General features: G+C 59.7%; 13 protein-coding genes. 6 read left to right on the top strand and 7 right to left on the bottom strand.

The window, feature by feature from the left end:
* Positions 1–7 precede the first annotated feature (7 nt).
* Together era and GSQ82_RS05965 are read right to left on the bottom strand one after the other, a co-directional pair.
* Positions 8–1051, bottom strand: coding sequence for a GTPase Era (gene era, locus GSQ82_RS05960; protein WP_158791142.1), 1044 nt, complete (start codon positions 1049–1051; stop codon positions 8–10).
* Positions 1052–1128: 77 nt separating this feature from the next.
* Complete coding sequence (locus GSQ82_RS05965; protein WP_158791144.1) at positions 1129–1785, bottom strand: cytochrome P460 family protein; 657 nt, start codon at positions 1783–1785, stop codon at positions 1129–1131.
* A gap of 163 nt (positions 1786–1948) precedes the next feature.
* Between GSQ82_RS05965 and mreC the strand changes: the two genes are divergently transcribed.
* The 6 genes from mreC (at position 1949) to GSQ82_RS05995 (ending at position 12873) form a co-directional block, all read left to right on the top strand.
* Positions 1949–3262 carry a rod shape-determining protein MreC gene (gene mreC, locus GSQ82_RS05970; protein WP_158791146.1) on the top strand — a complete coding sequence of 438 codons (1314 nt, stop codon included), beginning with the start codon at positions 1949–1951 and terminating at the stop codon, positions 3260–3262.
* Between the two features lie 26 nt (positions 3263–3288).
* Entirely contained in the window at positions 3289–3813 is a 525-nt protein-coding gene (gene mreD / locus GSQ82_RS05975) for a rod shape-determining protein MreD (RefSeq protein WP_158791148.1), read from the top strand.
* 98 nt (positions 3814–3911) lie between these two features.
* On the top strand, positions 3912–5879 hold the full coding sequence (gene mrdA / locus GSQ82_RS05980; RefSeq protein ID WP_158791150.1) for a penicillin-binding protein 2: 1968 nt from the start codon (positions 3912–3914) through the stop codon (positions 5877–5879).
* Between the two features lie 97 nt (positions 5880–5976).
* Positions 5977–7077: a rod shape-determining protein RodA gene (gene rodA, locus GSQ82_RS05985; RefSeq protein WP_158791152.1), complete on the top strand. Its 1101-nt coding sequence runs from the start codon at positions 5977–5979 to the stop codon at positions 7075–7077.
* A 749-nt stretch (positions 7078–7826) separates the two neighbouring features.
* Complete coding sequence (locus GSQ82_RS05990; protein WP_158791154.1) at positions 7827–11570, top strand: Rne/Rng family ribonuclease; 3744 nt, start codon at positions 7827–7829, stop codon at positions 11568–11570.
* 307 nt (positions 11571–11877) lie between these two features.
* A complete protein-coding gene (locus GSQ82_RS05995) occupies positions 11878–12873 on the top strand; it encodes an outer membrane beta-barrel protein (RefSeq protein WP_158791156.1) in 996 nt (331 codons plus the stop codon).
* Positions 12874–13246: 373 nt separating this feature from the next.
* On the opposite strand, the gene GSQ82_RS06000 is transcribed toward GSQ82_RS05995, so the two are convergent.
* The 5 genes from GSQ82_RS06000 to GSQ82_RS06020 all read right to left on the bottom strand — a co-directional run bounded on the left by GSQ82_RS06000 (position 13247) and on the right by GSQ82_RS06020 (position 17821).
* Entirely contained in the window at positions 13247–13636 is a 390-nt protein-coding gene (locus GSQ82_RS06000) for a hypothetical protein (RefSeq protein WP_158791158.1), read from the bottom strand.
* Positions 13637–13707: 71 nt separating this feature from the next.
* Positions 13708–15330: a glycosyltransferase family 2 protein gene (locus tag GSQ82_RS06005; RefSeq protein WP_254061448.1), complete on the bottom strand. Its 1623-nt coding sequence runs from the start codon at positions 15328–15330 to the stop codon at positions 13708–13710.
* 215 nt (positions 15331–15545) lie between these two features.
* Positions 15546–16484: a radical SAM protein gene (locus GSQ82_RS06010; protein WP_254061449.1), complete on the bottom strand. Its 939-nt coding sequence runs from the start codon at positions 16482–16484 to the stop codon at positions 15546–15548.
* The gene (locus GSQ82_RS06015; protein WP_158791162.1) at positions 16481–16645 is read right to left on the bottom strand and encodes a hypothetical protein; all 165 of its coding nucleotides are present in this window, start codon (positions 16643–16645) and stop codon (positions 16481–16483) included. The genes GSQ82_RS06010 and GSQ82_RS06015 overlap by 4 nt, the downstream gene beginning before the upstream one ends.
* Before the next feature lie 300 nt (positions 16646–16945).
* Positions 16946–17821, bottom strand: coding sequence for a reverse transcriptase domain-containing protein (locus GSQ82_RS06020; RefSeq protein ID WP_216847022.1), 876 nt, complete (start codon positions 17819–17821; stop codon positions 16946–16948).
* Positions 17822–17896 lie beyond the last annotated feature (75 nt).

Consider the following 17896-nt stretch of genomic DNA (forward strand, 5'->3'; position numbering starts at 1 on the left):
CCGCTATCTACTCTTCCGAAGACTGTTTCTCGGCAATCAGTTCGAGCTGTCGCCGCCAGTCAAGGTCTTCAACAAACCCGCGGCTCGATCTCCACTCCTCCTGCACCTTCACGAAGAGCTCCAGAAACACACGCGTTCCGAGCAGCGATTCGATATCCTTCCGCGCCGCCGTCCCAATCCGCTTCAGCATCTCACCCTGCTTGCCGATCAGGATCGCCTTCTGCCCCGTCCGCTCGCAGAAGATCGCCGCAGAGATCTTCGTCACCGGCAGCTTGCCATCCTTCATCTTCTTCATCGAAGCCGGTTCTTCATACTTCTCAATAACGACCGCAGTAGCATAAGGGACCTCCTCGCCGGTCAGCATCAGGATCTTTTCGCGAATCATCTCCGCAACCAGGAACCGCTCTGGCTGATCAGTTAGCTGATGCTTCGGAAAGTATCTCTGCCCCTCTTTCAACTGGCCGACTATCTTATCCATCAGCAGTTCGAGGCCTTCCTTCTTCCTTGCCGAGATCGGAATCACATCCGCAAACGCGTGCAGCGTAGACCAATGCGCGATCAGAGGCAGCAGATCCTTCTTCGCAATCGCGTCCATCTTGTTCAGCACCAGAATCACCGGACACTCCAGCTTCCTGATCAGCGAAAGCGCAAAGTCATCTTCCGAAGCGCTCATGGCCATCCTGCCCGTACTCTTCGCTTCCTTCGCGTCCTCCAGCCGGGGCAGACGATGTGTCGCGTCGACGATAAACAGCACCGCATCCCGCGACTCCAGCGCGTCATACACCTCCTGCATCATGCGCCGATCCAGTTGTGTATCCGGCTTGTGCACGCCCGGCGTATCCACCAGCACCACCTGCGCGGCCGGATGTCCCGGTTCACCCTTGGCCTTCTTCTTCAGCGGAACTTCGAGCACGCCATGAATTCGCGTCCGCGTCGTCTGGGGCTTATGTGTAACGATAGCGAGCTTCTGTCCCAGCAGGGCATTAAGCAGCGTGGACTTGCCCGCGTTCGGGCGACCAATGATAGAGACGAAACCGGAGCGAAAGGCCATTCTCTTTATTATGCGCTGTCAACCCCGGGTCACCTCGGCCGTGGCGCGTTTTCCGCACAGATAAATCGTCCGATCTTCTACTTCGTCGTACCCGCACTGCCGATCTCTTTCAAATAAGCCGGACTCAACGCGCCCTTCGCCTTCGCCAGTCCAAGCAACGTCGGATAAAACTGAACAAAGGTCGTATCCACTGCGGCATGGTTCTCATGACACTGGTAGCAGCTCGAGGGACGCTTGACCACCTTGGCCGGCGCGTCTCCGTCGAACTCAAAGAACCCCCAGCCACCGTCAAGCTTCGCGTCCTTCACATGGACCTCGACGCCCGTTAGCTCCTGGGACTCCGTCTTCCCCTGCTTGTTGATCGAACTCGCACCCTCCGCACCGCGGAACTCCAGCACCAGGATCGTCTTATCCGGCCACGTTCCCGTCTTCTCAAAAGCCTTGTAAGCTGACGGATTCACGAACACATTGCCGAAGCTGGAGTGCCCCACCATAGCCGCAGCGTGGTCGTAGCTCATGTCCAATCCAGAAGTCAGAAAGATCCACTCCCTATACCGCTCAGGCATCTTCATCTGTCCATCTGCCGTGTAGTTCGGGCCATCACTTTGTACTGTGCCGTTGTAATCGGGTCCGCTGCGGGAGACGACGCCTTCGTTACCCGTGCCATAAGAGCGCACTCGTTCCTGCTGTGGCATCGTCACAAATAAAATCAAAAGAAACGCCAAACGCAGCATCGTCGACCTCCGAAGAGTTTTTACAGGATCTGACGCAACTTACGGCGTACATCCAGGAAGAGTTCCGCAGTACCAATGAAAATCTTCAGGGAACGAGTTTACGCTCCGCATCCAACCCGGCACCTGCGCCCACGCGCTAATTCGCAGATAATCATCTCAGAGCATGGAATCTTTCTTTACACGTTTCAAGAACGTCCTGGTCCTGGTGGCGATCCTGCTCGCCCAGACCATCGGCCTCGCCGTCCAGGTCCGTCGCCCCGTCGAATCCGGTGCGCCCGACAGCAGTAAAGTCACCCTCCTCCGCTACTGGGCCGTCTCTACCGTTACCCCCATCGAGCGCTTCGTCCATGCCATCGGCTACAACCTCCGCCATGGCTGGTCCAACTACATCGATCTCCGCCACACTCGCCAGGAAAATCGCGACCTCCAGGAGCAGATCGCCCGCCTTCGCCTCGAACAGGCCGAGTTCGCCGAAGACGCCATGCAGGGCCATCGCCTCCAGGCCCTCCTGAACTTTCAGCAGCACTATGTCTCGTCCACCGTCGCCGCACAGGTTATCGGTACCAGCGGCAACGACCTCTCTCGCGTTATCTATATTGATAAGGGCGCGAAAGATGGCCTCAAGCCAGACGACGCCGTCATCACGCCCGACGGCATCGTCGGCAAACTCCGCGACGTCTTCCCCCACACCTCTCAGGTTCTCCTTATCAACGATCAGACCTCCGGCGCAGGAGTTCTCCTGGCCTCCACCCGCGTCCGCGCCATCCTCCGCGGCAGCACCACCGGACGCATCATCATCAACAACCTCACCCCAGACTCCCGCATCAAGCCCGGCGAGGAGGTCCTCACCTCAGGCGGCGATCAGGTCTACCCGCGAGGCCTCCCTGTCGGCACCATCGAGTCCGTCGATCCAGACCTCGACCACCAGCCATACACCCTCATCAAACTTCGTTCCGCCGCCAACCTTAACCAGCTCGAAGAAGTTCTGGTCATCACCAGCACGCAACCGACGCTACCGGCTCCGGCTCAGAAAGACCTCGCCGTGGCATCTCTCACCGCTGACGCCCAGGCCGCGGCAAAACAGCTTGCCGCTCAACAGGCCGCCGAAGCCGCCGAGGCCGCAGCCAGATCTGCCGCCCAGATCGTCGCCGACCGACTGCCCAGCCTCCACGATCCCGACCATCCCGACGCCCCTGCCACACCCGGTGCAACTTCGGCGATACCAGGCGGCGTTGTACCCAAACCTCTGCCGACTAACCACCCGGACCGATACTCTCCCGGTTCAACTCTCCCTGCCGCCGATCTGAAACCCGGCGCAGCCAACCCCGTTCCTGCAACTACAAGCTCACCATCGTCCAGCCCGTCGGTCCCAGCCGATCCACAAACAACCACACCCGAAAAGCCTCGCAAACCAAAGCCTCCAACCAGCGAAACCCCGTCGCCAACTTCGACTCCCCAGCAGCCACAAGCCTTTTAGCCCCACCTCATACGCAACACCTAAAAATGGCCACCCGAAGCTATACGTCACGCCGAGAACTCGAGCAGCACAGCTTTCCCCCCGCCGTCGCGATCCTCGTGCCGCTCGCAGCTATCGTCCTGCAGGCCTTGCTGCCCCGGCCTTTTCCCCGTCTCGCTATCCTCGATCTCCCTCTCATTGTCACCGTCTTCTTTGCCGTCTCGCGTCGCAACCCCGTCGCTGGAACCCTCACCGGCGCAGCCATCGGCCTCCTCCAGGACGCTCTCACCAACCAGCCGATCGGCGTCAACGGCATGGCAAAGTCCGTCATCGGCTACATCGCTGCCAGCATCGGCATTCAGGTGGACGTCGAAAATCTCACCACACGCGTCCTCATCAACTTCGGCTTCTTCCTGATCAACAGCTTTCTCCTCTATCTCATCAACCGTCACCTCCTCGGACTCACGAACTTCCATATTCAGTGGCTGCACGAACTCATCCGCGCTGCGATCAACACGGTCGTTGCTCTCCCCATCTTCTTCCTGCTCGACAACACCAAGCAGCGCGAATAATCTCAACAAAAACTCAAAATTCCGTCGTCTAACTTACAGATCCACCAATCGCAACGCCGTCCTGATCCACACACCGCCAGTCGTAGACTGAGAACAGCATGGAAGCAGCTCATCATCCCGAACTGCACGACCTCGGCCCCACCGGCAAGGTGGAAAAGGTCACCGCCGGCAAGCTTCACGCTGTCCAGTATCTCGTCGCGCTCATTCTCGCCGTTCTCATCACCGGCCTATGGAGGCTCGAGGTCGTCGGCGCCGACAACTTCCGCGCCCTCGCCGAAGCCAACCGCATCCGCAAGGTTCCCATCCTCGCCCCGCGCGGACGTCTCTTCGACCGCGAAGGCCGTCTCCTGGTAGACAACTACCCCTCCGTCACTTGCTACCTCCTCCGCGAACAGGTCAAGGATCTCGAAGCCGATCTCCCCCTCATCTCCAAGGGGCTCGACATCCCAATCGAGCAGATTCACGCCACCATCCGCCGCTACCAGCTCGCCCCCAAGTACGAACCCATCCCTCTCAAGCAGGACATCACCCCCGACGAGCAGGCCTTCATCGCCGCCCATCGCGACGAGCTTCCAGAGCTCGAGACCCTCGACGAGCAGCGCCGCCTCTACCCCCGCGACGGCTTCGCAGCTCACCTTATCGGCTACGTCGGCGAGGTCTCCGAGCAGATGCTCGACGATCCCCGCTACGCCTTCTACTCACCCGGCGACGTCGTCGGCCGCTCCGGCGTCGAGCAGACCTACGACGCGCTCCTCCGCGGCACCGACGGCAGCCGCGACATCATCGTCAACAGTCACGGCAAAGAACTCGGCCACCTCGGCCAGACCCTCGCCATCCCCGGTAAGGACCTCAAGCTCACCATCGATCTCGACGTCCAGATGGCCGCAGAAAAAGCGCTCGAAGGCAAGATCGGCGCCATCGTCGCCATGGATCCCCACACCGGAGAGATCCTTGCCATGGCCTCGCGCCCCACCTTCGATCCCAACCAGTTCGCCGTCCGCCTCACCAAGAGCTACTGGAACGAGATCCTCAACAACCCCGACCATCCCCTCCTCAACAAGACCATCCAGGCCCAGCTCGCTCCCGGTAGCACCTTCAAGATCATCATGTCCGTCGCCGGCCTTCAAGAGAACGTAGCCCAGACCATGCACGTCCAGTGCAACGGCGGCGCCACCTTCTACGGCCACTTCTACGCCTGCGACAAACACCACGGCGCAGTCGACATCAACAACGCCATCCCCTACTCCTGCGACACCTTCTACTACACACTCGCAAATCGCCTCGGCATCGACACCATCGCCAAATACGCTACCTCTCTAGGCTTCTCGCAGAAGACCGGCATCGATCTTCCCGACGAGGCCTCTGGAACCATGCCCTCCACCGTATGGAAGCTCAAGACGCAGCACGCACCGTGGTACGCAGGCGAGACCATCTCCGTCGGCATCGGCCAGGGAGCCGTCACCGCGACCCCCATCCAGCTAGCCCGCGCACTCAGCGGCGTCGCCTCCGGTGGCGTTCTCCGTCGCCCACACGTCGTCTTCCCCGACGAAGTTCCTCCCGAGCAGCTTCAGGCCATTCACGAGACCTTCCCCGGCTCCGGCGAAGCAACCATCCCGCTCACCTCTGAAAACTGGGAGACCATCACCGACGCCATGGCCGCCGTCACTACCACCGGCACCGCCGCCCCCGCGCACCTCGAAGGCATCGACTTCGCCGGCAAGACCGGCACCGCCCAGGTCATGAGCCACGATGCCCTCGCCCGCGCCGGCGGCGGTCACAAGACCGATCCCAACGCCTGGTTCGTCGGCATGGCGCCCCGCCGCAACCCCGACATCGTCGTCGCCGTCCTTTGGGAGCATGGAAACTGGGGGAACAACTCCGCCAAGCTCGCCGCCCAGGTCATCGACGCCTACGTCAACAAGCAGCGCAAGCGCGACAACAACCTCCGCATCGCCATCACGCCCGAGCCCGCAGAGCCCCAGACCGCACCATCGACTCAATCCATCCCATCAACGCCGTCCGCCACCAAACCCCAACCCTCCACCCCAACCCCGTCCGCCGAATAGCATCCGCCTCATCAGTACCTGAGCGGGTGCATCTCCATATCCAATAGCGCACAACGTCTGCGTTTGCGCAGCAAGTAGATACACTACAACCAGCGACATGCCCCGCCTCTCCTCCTATCGCGACTTCGACTGGGTCCTTCTGGGCTTCGTCCTTCTGCTCTCCGTCATCTCCGTCCTTGAGATTAAATCCGCGACCCTCCACACCAAGTTCCACGGCTTCGATCACAAGCAGATCGGCTTCCTTGCCGTCGGCATCTTCCTCATGTTTCTCATCTCGCTGATCGACTACCACCGCCTCATCGACATTGCCCACTACGCCTACGGCATCAGCATCCTCTCGCTGATCGCCGTCCTCGCCGTCGGCACCAAGGTCCTCGGTGGCCGACGCTGGATCAAGTTTCCCGGCGGCATCCACTTCCAGCCATCGGAGTGGGTCAAGCTCGTCCTGATCGTCGCCATCGCCCGCTACTTCTGGGGCCTCGCAGGCAAAGATCTCACCTGGGCCGATATCGGTAAGGCTTTCGCCATGATCGTTCTCCCCATGGCGCTCGTCCTCAAGCAGCCCGATCTCGGCACCGCCCTCACCTATCTCCCCATCCTCATCTGCGGCCTCTTCCTCGGCGGCCTGCGCTTCCGTCAGGCTGGAATCATCCTCCTCGCAATCGCGATTCTTGGTCTCGGGGTCTATAAATCCGGCAAGCATCTCAAGCCCTACCAGCAGGCCCGCATCGACGCCTTCATCAACCCCGACTCGGACCCCCGCGGCTCCGGCTATCAGATCCGTCAGTCGCTCATCGCCGTCGGCTCCGGCGGCATCTGGGGCAAGGGTGCCAACATGGGCACCCAGACCCAGGGCGACTTCCTCCCCATTCCCTATACCGACTTCATCTTCGCCGCCTTCTGCGAAGAGCACGGCTTCGTCGGCGCCATCGGCGTTCTACTGCTCTACTTCCTCATCCTCATGCGCCTCATCCAGAACGCCCAGACCGCCTCGGACCTCCCCGGCTCCTTCATCATCATGGGGGTGGTCGCCGTCATCGTCTTCCAGATCGCAGTCAATGTCGGCATGGTCGTCGGCATCATGCCAGTCACCGGAATCCCGCTGCCCCTGCTCAGCTACGGAGGCTCGTCGGTCCTCTTCACCTTCCTCTCGCTCGGCATCGTCATGAATATCCGCATGCGCCGCTTCGTCAACTAGGCAGTATCGATATATTCCATATTCCAGCCCTTCTTTGTTTTGTCTTTTGCTTGTCATCCCGCAGGGATCTGCTTCTGCCTTTGCCAGTTTTCAGCAAGCCGGATAGCCCAACCTTTGCTCTGAGATCTCTTAGGTTGTTCCGTCTGCACAACGCGTCAACCTGGCCAGCCAACAACTGCCGAGCAAGCTCCGGCCTGTTTATTTCATGGGATCGACATCAATAACGGGTAAATTTCCCGTTGCAGCGGCTTTAGTGCAATACTGTAGCTAACACCTGTCCGGCTGTAGATGCCGTTCAGCGTACCCGCTCCTCCAGGCGCACGGTCGCCGGATAGCGGCAACAATGACTTTTAGAAGAAAAGGCCGGCCAGCCAGAGACATCGATCCGTTGGCCGGACAGGTTTTAGGGAATGAATACATCCGGATGGCGAACGGCCCCGCCTCAAGTCGTTGACTTTGAGGTTGTTCTGGTCACAAACTCCGCATGTCTGCTGTCGCTCGAAGCACTCCACCGTGTCCCCGATCTACCCGGTACTGCCCCATCCGCGCTCCAATCGAGTGCGCTCACGGCTGAGCTGTTCCAACATCTCGCACCGGCTATCGAGTTTCGTTCACGCGCTTCTGCATCCCGCATCCTGTCCGTTCCACGGTGAGCCATATCTGGCTTTGATGCCAGGTCAACTCCCGATTGTTCTCTGTCTCGGTCTGCCGCTCGAACCCTAACCGGTCGGGCAGAAAGAGTACAGCGAATGTCGAAAGAAATTTACATTTCCAGCACACCCCACGAGACCCGTCTCGCCATCGTCGAAGACGACAACCTCACCGAAATCTACTACGAACGCGAGAACGAATACACCCTCGCGGGCTCCATCTACAACGGCAAAGTCACCCGCGTCCTGCCCGGCATGCAGTCCTCCTTTGTGGACATCGGCCTCGAGCGCGACGCCTTCCTCTACATCACCGACTTCATGGAAGAGGCGGGCGACTCCGCCGACTTCGATACCAGCGGCGACTCCAACCGCCGCTCCTCAGAGAGCCGTCCCTCAGAAGGCCGCTCCGAAGGCCGCCGCGACAATCGCGACCGCGGAGACCGCAACGCCGCCCCACCAATCATCGAAGGCTCAACCGAGAACCTCCCCGACCGTCTCGACCAGTCCAACGACTCCGGCACTCGTCCGGAACGCAGCGACCGAGGCGATCGCAACCGCGGCCGTGGCGGCCGAGGCCGTCGTGATCGCAGTGGCAACCGAGACCGCCAGCCGGTCTCCGAGACCGCCGCACCCGTGGAGGAAGCTCCCGACTTCAACCGCGCCGACCTGACTCCAGCCAATCCTCCCGCCGATCGCAACGAGGGCACCGACTTAGGCGAAGGCGCACCCGGAGCCGACGGCAGCCGCCGCTGGCGTGGTCGTCGTGGCCGTCGTCGTGGCCGTGGCCAGCGCGACGAGACCCCGCAGATCGCAGGCGCACCAACCGCTCCTTCCACCTACGAGACCTCCAACGATTCCGAAGACTCCTTCGACATCGACGCCACCTCCGCTCCATCATTTACGACCAGCACTACTGCCCCCATCGAGTCCGCCTATTCCACCACCGAGGCCACCAGCTTCTCAGCAGAGAACTCCAGGGAAAACTCCCCCGAGAACGCCAGCCGTCGCGACCGTGGCAACCGCAACGACCGTGGTGGCCGAGGCGACCGTGGAGGACGTGATCGCGGCCCCCGTGCCCCGCGCGGCTTCGCACCTCGCACCGCCCTCTACGGCGTAGACAGCACCGACACTCCGGAGAACGACGGCCCTGCTCCCGAGCCCATCATCCTCCCCGGAGAGTCTCTCTCGAAGTACCGCTCCGGCGGCGAAGAGCCAGCAGCCTCCTCCACGCCCAAAGCAGCGGATGCAAACGTCATCATCCCCGCAGCCCCCGGCTTCACCATCCCGCAAGGTTGGGATGGCGGCGCAACCCTCCCCGGCGAATCTCTCTCACGCCATCGCCGTGGAGAAAACCGCAGCGAGCCCCGAAGCGAGGCCCGCACCGAGCATCGCGAGTCCACCCGCGCCGACCTCCGCAACGCGCAGCCGGAGCTTCCCCGCGCGCAAATCATCCGCGACCCCGAGGGCGTCAGCGTAGCCGAGACCATCGAGGAGCAGCCTGAAGTTCTTCTCGCCGCGCACCCCGACATCATCTCTCCCGAACCCTCAGAGCAGCTCCACCGTGAGCCTGCCACCCCAGCCGAGCCCGTAGAGTACGAGCCCACCGATGCCTCCGCCTCCTACCGGATCGATCCCATAGCCCCAAGCGAGTTCCGCCAGAGCGCACCTGTACTGGAGACCCCGGAGGTTAAAGAAATCCCCGAGGTCGCGCCGCAGATCGCGTATGAGACCCCGGTCGAATCACAACACGAGGCCCACACCCACGAAGCCAGTTCCGTCCACAGCATCACCCCCAGCCCCGATGAGCACATGGCCTCCCTCCACGCCGTTGCGGAGCCCATCGTCTCCACGCACGAGAAGTTCGACTGGCAGACCCCGGCCGAAGCCGCGCCCGCCCCACACGAACTGACCACCCTCCACGCCACCGGCGAGATGCACTCCGAAGCCCCCGTCGCCACCTTCGTTCCCGAGCACGCGACCGAATCCGTCTCCCCCATCGAGCACGAGACCGTCGTCGCCAATCCCGCTGAAAACGCCGTCGAAGCGGCAGCCACATCGCACCACTTCGGCGCCGGCGTCATCGAGGAAGAGACCTTCGACGACGAGGACTTCAACACCACCCTCCACGCCTCCTCCATCGAAGAGATGGACGACTTCGAAGAAGAGGAAACTCTCGAAGGCGCCGCCGACCTCGGCACCATGATCCGCGAGATGTCCATCGATCAGATCACCCGCTCCGGCAACGTGGACCAAGACGAAGAGGACGACCTCGAAGAAGAGGACGCGATCTACGATCCCACCGTCGGCGATCTCGATGACGAAAGCGACGAAGACGAAGATCTCGACGAGTCCGACACCGAAGAGGACGTCCTCCACGAAGAGTTTGCCGAGGGCAGTGAACTCGACACCAACAACTCCGGACAACCCAGCATCGGAGCCGCAGCTCCCGCCACCGACCGCAATCGTGAAGGCAACGACCGCGGCCGTGGCCGACGCGACGGTCGTCGTGACGGACGTCGCGGAGACCGTTTCGGTCGCAGCGAGCGTCCTCGCAGCACCGGCGGCGCAGGCGACCGTGAACGCAGTGGTGGCGGAGGCCGCGATCGTCGCGGAGGCCGCAGCTCCATGCAGTCCACCAACCTTCCCGCCATCAGCGAACTGCTCAAGCCCGGCCAGGAGATCCTGGTCCAGATCGCCAAGGAGCCCATCGCCAAGAAGGGCGCACGCATCACCTCGCACATCGCCCTCCCTGGCCGCTTCCTCGTCTTCATGCCCACGGTCAACCACACCGGCGTCTCCCGCAAGATCGACTCCGACGGCGAACGTCGCCGCCTGAAGGAGATCCTGCTCAGCGAAAAGGGCGAAGCCTCCGGCGGATTCATCGTTCGCACCGCAGCCTCCGGCGCCAGCGAAGAAGAGCTCCGCTCCGACCTCCGCTTCCTCCTCAACCTCTGGGCCGACATCAAGCAGCGCTCCGAATCCTCGAAGTCGCCCGCCCTCATCTATCACGACCTCAACCTCGTCGAACGCATCCTCCGCGACCAGGTCACCGACAACTTCTCCGCCATCTGGGTCGACAGTGAATCCGAGTACGAGCGCGTCCTGCGCTTCCTCCAGCGCTTCCAGCCCTCGCTCATCCGCCGCGTCAAGCTCTACACCAAAGAGACCCCGCTCTTCGAACAGTTCGGCATCACCGAAGAGATCAACAAGGCTCTCCGTTCGAAGGTCTGGCTCAAGTCCGGCGGCTCCATCGTCATTAACCAGACCGAAGCTCTCGTCGCGATCGACATCAACACCGGCAAGTTCGTCGGCAAGACGGCCCGCCTCGAAGACACCATCGTCAAGACCAACCTCGATGCCATCCCAGAGATCGTCCGTCAGATTCGCCTGCGCGACCTCGGCGGCATCATCATCATCGACTTCATCGACATGGATGAGCGCAAGAACCGCAACAAGGTCATGGCCGCCCTCGAAGAGGAGTTAAAGAGCGACCGCGCCCCATCCAAGGTTCTTCAGTTCAACGACTTTGGTCTCGTCGCCATCACCCGCAAACGCGTCAAGCAGTCGCTCGAGCGCACCCTGTCGACTACATGCAACGTCTGCGTCGGCACCGGCATGGTCAAATCGCCCGTCACCGTATGCAACGACATCTACATCGAGATGCGCAAGATGCAGAAGCATCTCGACCGTGGCGACGTCATGCTCCGCGTCAACCCCGAGGTCGTCAAACAGCTCAAGGCGCCGGGCACCAAATGGCTGCAGGAGATGGAAGAAATGGTTGGCAAGACCATCCTCGTCAAATCCGACCCAAGCCTGCACCCGGAGCAGTTCGACATCCACTAGAACCACCTGCGGAGGGCGGGCGTTCGCGCTTGCCCTCCCGTTGATCGGCAACGAAGAATGATCCCGACCAACGGGAGGGCCACCCGAGGGGGTATACAAGTCACGAAGTGACCTCGCGCCGAGTAGGCGGCCCGTCTGGCAGGACCCCTGTATCTATCTCTTCATCCAAATCTTCTACTCGTCATCAAACGAATTAGTCTGATTAACGTCATCCCAAGTGGCATTTTCTGCGTCTCACACAACAAGCACGTTGCAACCGGGTTCAACCTCAAAAGAACCTCGTAGCACTTAAGGGAGCCTAGAACAGATGCAAACGCCGATCAGCAGATCTCGCCTTTCCAACCTCATTGGCCGCACCGCGGCAGTCACCTTTCTCGCCGCAGCCGGGACGCTCGGTCTCCACGCTCAGCAGTCAGCTGGCACCGCGTCATCCCTGCCGACCATCGATCTCAAGGCGAGCCTCGCCGCTCCGCTCGATCTCTCCACCCCGACCGATCTCAACTACAGCAGTAGCGTCGGGACCGAAGAGACCGCAAACGCCGAAACGTTTCTGACCAACAGCGACGACGCCTCTCAGCCGCCGCCCCGCCGTCGTTACAGCCGCCCCAACTACAACGACAGCCGCACCAACCCGGACGGCTCCTCCAAGTACACCTTCGTGGCAGGCGGTGGATTCACCCTCCCCACCGGCGGTTCGCATAACTATCTCTCCCCCGGATGGAAGTTTCAGGTCGGCGGAGGTCGCAACTTCAATAAGACCCTTGGCGTCCTCGTCCAGTTCGACTACGACCACTTCGGCTTTCAGACCAACACCCTCAATAATCTGCTGGCGATCTACAACAGCCTCGGCGCAACAGATCAGAACGGCAACCCACTCACGCAGCTAGGTGGCAGCAGCCACGTCTGGTCCTTCACGGTCGATCCCGTCATCAACTACTACACCTCGGACACCTGGGGCGCCTACGTCACCGCTGGCCTCGGTTTTTATCACAAGACCGCTAACTTCACGATTCCCGGCATCGGCGAGTCCTGCGATCCCTTCTACGGCTGCTTCCAGTACCAAGCAAATCAGACCATCGACAAGTACACCAGCAACTCCTTCGGCTTGGACGGCGGCATAGGCTTCACCTACAAGTTCTCTCGCTTCGCCGGAGAGCGCTTCTTTGCTGAGGCTCGCTATGTATGGACGGACAACCAGCCCCGCCCATTCGATATCAGCGGAGCCACCTCGTACTTCAACGCCTTCCCGCAGAACAGCGCACGCACAACCTACATCCCAGTAACCTTCGGCGTTCGTTTCTAAGCTGAACAATAGACCCATCTGTACGAAACAGGTCGCAATAGAGAAAGAGAGGGGAAGATCCCTCTCTTTGCTCTTTGTAGTCAACACTCAGTCCATCCATCTGCCTGTCAAGCCCGGAATCTGAACTTCCCCTTTGAAGTCTGCAACATACACCTTGCGTAGTAGTTTGGATCAAGCCGCTATACTGGATATAGAACAAACAAGAAGACCTGGTAAACACCGGGCTCTTCTTGTTTGTTGAGCAAAGCCTTTGGAATCAGTATTTTACTCGTAAAGCATCTGGAATGAATATTTTGCAGGGTGCGATGCGGTCTAAGTGTGTGAATGCAAATGCTTTAGAAGAAAGGATCGGGGGGGAGTCCATAGCCGTCGACTAAGAGGGAGGGAGTGGATGCATCATCAATCCTAGAACGACTCCAGCCACTGTCAGTACGCTCATCGCTACCTGATGCGGAACCCCGCGCTGCCGCATCTCCCATGCGTTGACCCACAGAACGATCACCAGAATCGTCGCCAGACCTGCTCCGGCGATCCAAGGATGGAAGATGATATTTGCTATCAGGGCTGTCACATATCCCCCGGCAACGGAACACACCAGCCATATCCCGTCCTGGAGGAACTTGAATCTTCGCCTGATTCGGTAGTCCTTCACGATGAAGTCATGCGAAGCCGATGCGATGCCAAAGGTAGCGGCCATTGATAACCCCACGGTCACCGCATATCCAAAAAACAAGGCAAGCGCGATAAAAATACTAGTAAGCATGGCCCATTCCTACTGCTGAGCGATTTGAGAGACATCTCTCACTTTACCAGTCTATCTGCAGTAGATTCGCACTAAACGCCGACCGGATACGGCTTCTCGTGGATCTCCTGCCCCGGCCCGCTCCGCTCGAACCGTCCCTGCAATAGGCTGAGCAACCCGGTGTACCAGTAACCAAAGACGAAGAGCAACAGGAACGGCACCGTAAAAAAGTTCTCCGTAGATATGGCGTAGTAAACCGTCCAGGCAAAGTAACAGCCGATCGCAAGCTCGATCCAAGGCACAATGCCAAGCCGTTTGCGGTAGACCTTCGCCTGGCTCTTCTCACCCTTCTTCTTCACGCTGTACTTCGGTGTCCGGGCAAACGCGCTCTTCACCCCAAACAGGGCCTCGATCACAGCCTTGGTATTGGTGATCGTCAGCCCGACTCCGCCGAGAGCCATCACAAACGGCACGTAGATGATCGACTTGTACCAGGTCTTCGGGTAAAGCTCCTTCTGGCTCACCATGTAGAAGGTCGAGACAGACATGGTGCTCGCGATGAACAGCGGGAAGTCGATCAGGAGCATCTGGATGTAGCCCTGCCAACTGCGGATGATCATCGCCGGCATCAGGAGAACGCTCAACACGATCATGAGCGGATAGCTGATGTTCGCCGTGAGGTGATACCAGGCCTCAAGCTTGGTGTGCCACGGCGCATCACTCTTGAGCACGCGCGGCAGGATCTTCTTGCCCGTCTGGATCAGGCCTTTCGCCCATCGCGCCTGCTGCGTCTTGAACGCAGTCATCTCAATCGGCAGCTCTGCCGGACACTCGACGTCCTGCAGGTACTTGAACTTCCATCCCACAAGCTGCGCCCGGTAGCTAAGGTCGGTGTCTTCGGTCAGGGTGTCGTGCTGCCATCCCCCAGCCGTCGCGATCGTCTCGCGCCTCCACATCCCCGCCGTCCCGTTGAAGTTGAAGAACACGCCCGCGCGGCTTCGTCCTCCGTGTTCGAGCACAAAGTGCCCATCCAGCAGAATGGCCTCCACCTGCGTCAGGAAGCTGTAGTTTCGATTCAGGTGAGTCCATCGCGTCTGCACCATGCCAATCTCGGGTTCAGCGAAGTGATCGATCACCTGCATCACCCACTGCGGCGGAGGGACGAAGTCCGCATCGAAGATGGCAACAAATTCGCCGCGCGCTACATCTAGTCCTTTATCGAGTGCTCCTGCTTTGTAGCCGTGGCGATTGCTCCGATGAAGGTAGAGTATCGGCTGCGGCTCCATACCTGCAAAGCCGCGCGCATATCGCTCGACAATAGCGCTGGCTACTCCGGTCGTTTCGTCGGTTGAATCATCCAGCACCTGAATCTCGAAACGATCTCGAGGATAGTCCAGCCTGCAAACAGCTTCGATCAGTCTCTCGATAACGAATTGTTCGTTGAAGATTGGAAGTTGAATCGTTACGAACGGTAGATGATTCCTGTCGAATCGCATCGGCGGCTCGTTCCACTTCGCCGCGCTCTTCTTGTTCTTGAAGTAGAGCCACACGAGTTGATAGCGATGGACTCCGTAGAACGCGAGGATAAGCATGACGATGAAGTAGGGAATCAACATCACCGTATCGAACGTATTCCAGCGGTATAAATGCTCGAATGTCTTATCCGCGTAGTGCGTCTTCCAATAGTGGCCGAAGCCCTTGGGAGCGAGCAGCAACCCGAGTTGAATCGTTAGTCTTTGAAGAGAAAAGTGCAGGGTCGTTGCTCCAGCGGAAGGTTCGCGTACCGAACCGATTCTACGCGATGGGATGGCGAACTAGTCGCAAAGGATGTGGATTCATGCGGTATCTCGTCTCTTTTCATTCTGATGCTCGAGACGGAAGACGCGTGTAAGTCATGGTTCTTGTGGCTCCTGATACCGGATCAGAGGCGTTAGTGGAGGAACATCGTTTGATACAAAGTGTCGCGCTGTACCGGCTTGAATCCTGCGTCGCGAATGACCTGCCGGAGTTGCTCTTCGGTGGCGGCGTTGAGTTGACCGGGAGGAATGACGCTGCCTGCGTCGTTGCTGCCAAAACGCAGTGCAACTTGCAGGACCTTCAGGCCTTGTGTCTCCAGGTTGGTTTGGAAGTTTTTGATGTTCTCCAGATACATGCGCGAGATCGCCAATGTTTTCAGGTATTCCACGGCAGTGGCTTCTTCGAAGCCGCGTAGCGCGGTGCTGTGCGGGGTGAAGCTCCACGGGGTGAATGAGGTGAATCCGCCGGTCTCCTGTTGGAGGTGACGGATGGCTTCGAGGTGGTTCAGGCGGTGTTCGAAGGTCTCGCCTGCGCCGAAGATCATGGTAGCTGTGGTGCGCATGCCGAGGCGATGGGCGGCGCGGTGGATTGCGATCCAATCGTCGGTTTTGCAGTGCTGGCGGGCGCCTTGTTGCTGGACGGCGTCGTCGAGAATACCCGCGTCGTTACCGGGGATTGACGTTAGTCCGGAGTCGCGGAGGCGGGCTATTGTGTCATGGGTTGTGAGGCCCGAGTGTTGGGCTATGGCGAGGATCTCGCTGGCGGAGAGGCAGTGCAGATCGAGGGAGGGGAAGCGCTGGCGGATGGTGCGAAAGAGGGCTTCGAACCAGGGGAGGTCGAGGCCGGGGGAGACTTCGCCCTGGAGGGTGATGCCGGTGGCGCCCATGGCTATGAAAGGGGCGATTTTATTGAGGATTTGCTCAGGCGTTGCGTGGTTGTAGCGGATGGGGCCGTCGAGGGCGTAGCTGACTACGCCTTCGGGGTGGAGGCGTTTGCGCAGGGCGTCGGCCTCCATGCCGATCCCAATCAGGTCATCGCTCGCGAAGAGTTCCAGAGCGTCGGTTCGGCTCATTTCCATACTTCGATTTTACGTTTTTTGCGCAGAAAAAGTTGGTGTGGTGGAATGTGGTTTTTATTGGGGGTTTTTGCGATTTTTGGTGTTTTCACCATGGTAGATTGCTGGTGAGTTGTGGTGAACTGCATGGCGGGTGATGGTGTTTCGCTGTCATCCATTAGAGGGTGCTGGAGTACGACAGGTTTTTGAAGTTTATTTTCGCGGTGCCGGTGGGTGTTGGATCTGTGGGTCGGTTACAGCTTTGAGCCATTGACGGCAATCCACTCATCATGTTTTGAGTCCGCAGATGCGCGCAAAGCGAACAGGCTCTGCCCCATCTTAGAAAGGCTAGTACCTTTCTAACCGTAAAGGAGGACTATGCCTGGCTTGCGGGCATTCGATGAGGTCGCGGTAGGGACGATCATTACTGATCGCCCCCCGCACAGATCCGCACGAGCGCTCATTAGCGCATGCGGCTCCTATCTCGGATGGGTGGCGGCGAAGCGGTCAAGAGGCCAAGGATGCATCACGCGAGGTGTAGGAAGCCATTGTGCGGCCAGCTTGAGGCGACGGACCCAGGCGTACCGGTGTCTCTGACTACGGCGCTTCAACGCCTGCCCCCAGTAGCGAAGCACGCGTTCCCGGAACAGCCCGAGGCTATCGAGATTTCCGGGCACAGAGTAGTAGTTGAAGTACCCCTGTACAACTGACCTGAGCCACGCGCCGGTCTGAGGCACGGGATCATGCATGCGCATCTTTAGTTGCTGCTTGATCTCCTGCAGCTTCTTTCGCATGCGCTTGCGGATCGTCATGCGCCGCACGACATAAGACCCGTTCCCGTTCTTCCCGCTGATATGCGTGAAGCCAAGGAAGTCGAAGGTCTCCGGCTTGCCTTCTCCTCTTGGTTTCCGGTTCTGTTCGGCATACCGCCCGAACTCGATCCGGCGCGTCTTTTCCGGGTGCAACTCCAGTCCGAACTTCCCCAGCCGTTCTTCCAAGCTCTTGCGAAAACGGTCTGCGTCCGTATCCCACTGGAAGCCGAGGACGATGTCATCCGCATAGCGGAGAACGATCACCTCGCCTCGCGCACACTTCTTGCGCCAGACGTCCACCCAGAGATCGAACACATAGTGTAGATAGATGTTGGCAAGGAGCGGTGAGATCACCGACCCCTGCGGAGTACCTGTCTCCGTGTCCGACCATTTCCCGTCCTCCATCACCCCCGCCTTGAGCCATTTCTGGATCAGGCGCAGGATGCGTCGGTCGGCGACGCGATGCTCGACGAACTTGATCATCCACGCTTTGTCGAGGTTATCGAAGAAGCCTTGGATGTCGGCATCGAGTACGTAATTCACCTTCTTTTTTCACGAGCGCGTAAGACAACGCATCCAGCGCCTTATGCTGACTGCGCCCCGGACGAAAACCATATG

The sequence above is a fragment of the Granulicella sp. L60 genome (genome assembly GCF_009765825.1).
Taxonomy (GTDB): domain Bacteria; phylum Acidobacteriota; class Terriglobia; order Terriglobales; family Acidobacteriaceae; genus Edaphobacter.

Bases quoted from the DNA above. Each gene is read 5' to 3' on its own strand.
- era (WP_158791142.1), bottom strand. From the start codon at position 1,051: ATGGCCTTTCGCTCCGGTTTCGTCTCTATCATTGGTCGCCCGAACGCG.
- GSQ82_RS05965 (WP_158791144.1), bottom strand. From the start codon at position 1,785: ATGCTGCGTTTGGCGTTTCTTTTGATTTTATTTGTGACGATGCCACAG.
- mreC (WP_158791146.1), top strand. From the start codon at position 1,949: ATGGAATCTTTCTTTACACGTTTCAAGAACGTCCTGGTCCTGGTGGCG.
- mreD (WP_158791148.1), top strand. From the start codon at position 3,289: ATGGCCACCCGAAGCTATACGTCACGCCGAGAACTCGAGCAGCACAGC.
- mrdA (WP_158791150.1), top strand. From the start codon at position 3,912: ATGGAAGCAGCTCATCATCCCGAACTGCACGACCTCGGCCCCACCGGC.
- rodA (WP_158791152.1), top strand. From the start codon at position 5,977: ATGCCCCGCCTCTCCTCCTATCGCGACTTCGACTGGGTCCTTCTGGGC.
- GSQ82_RS05990 (WP_158791154.1), top strand. From the start codon at position 7,827: ATGTCGAAAGAAATTTACATTTCCAGCACACCCCACGAGACCCGTCTC.
- GSQ82_RS05995 (WP_158791156.1), top strand. From the start codon at position 11,878: ATGCAAACGCCGATCAGCAGATCTCGCCTTTCCAACCTCATTGGCCGC.
- GSQ82_RS06000 (WP_158791158.1), bottom strand. From the start codon at position 13,636: ATGCTTACTAGTATTTTTATCGCGCTTGCCTTGTTTTTTGGATATGCG.
- GSQ82_RS06010 (WP_254061449.1), bottom strand. From the start codon at position 16,484: ATGAGCCGAACCGACGCTCTGGAACTCTTCGCGAGCGATGACCTGATT.
- GSQ82_RS06015 (WP_158791162.1), bottom strand. From the start codon at position 16,645: ATGGATGACAGCGAAACACCATCACCCGCCATGCAGTTCACCACAACT.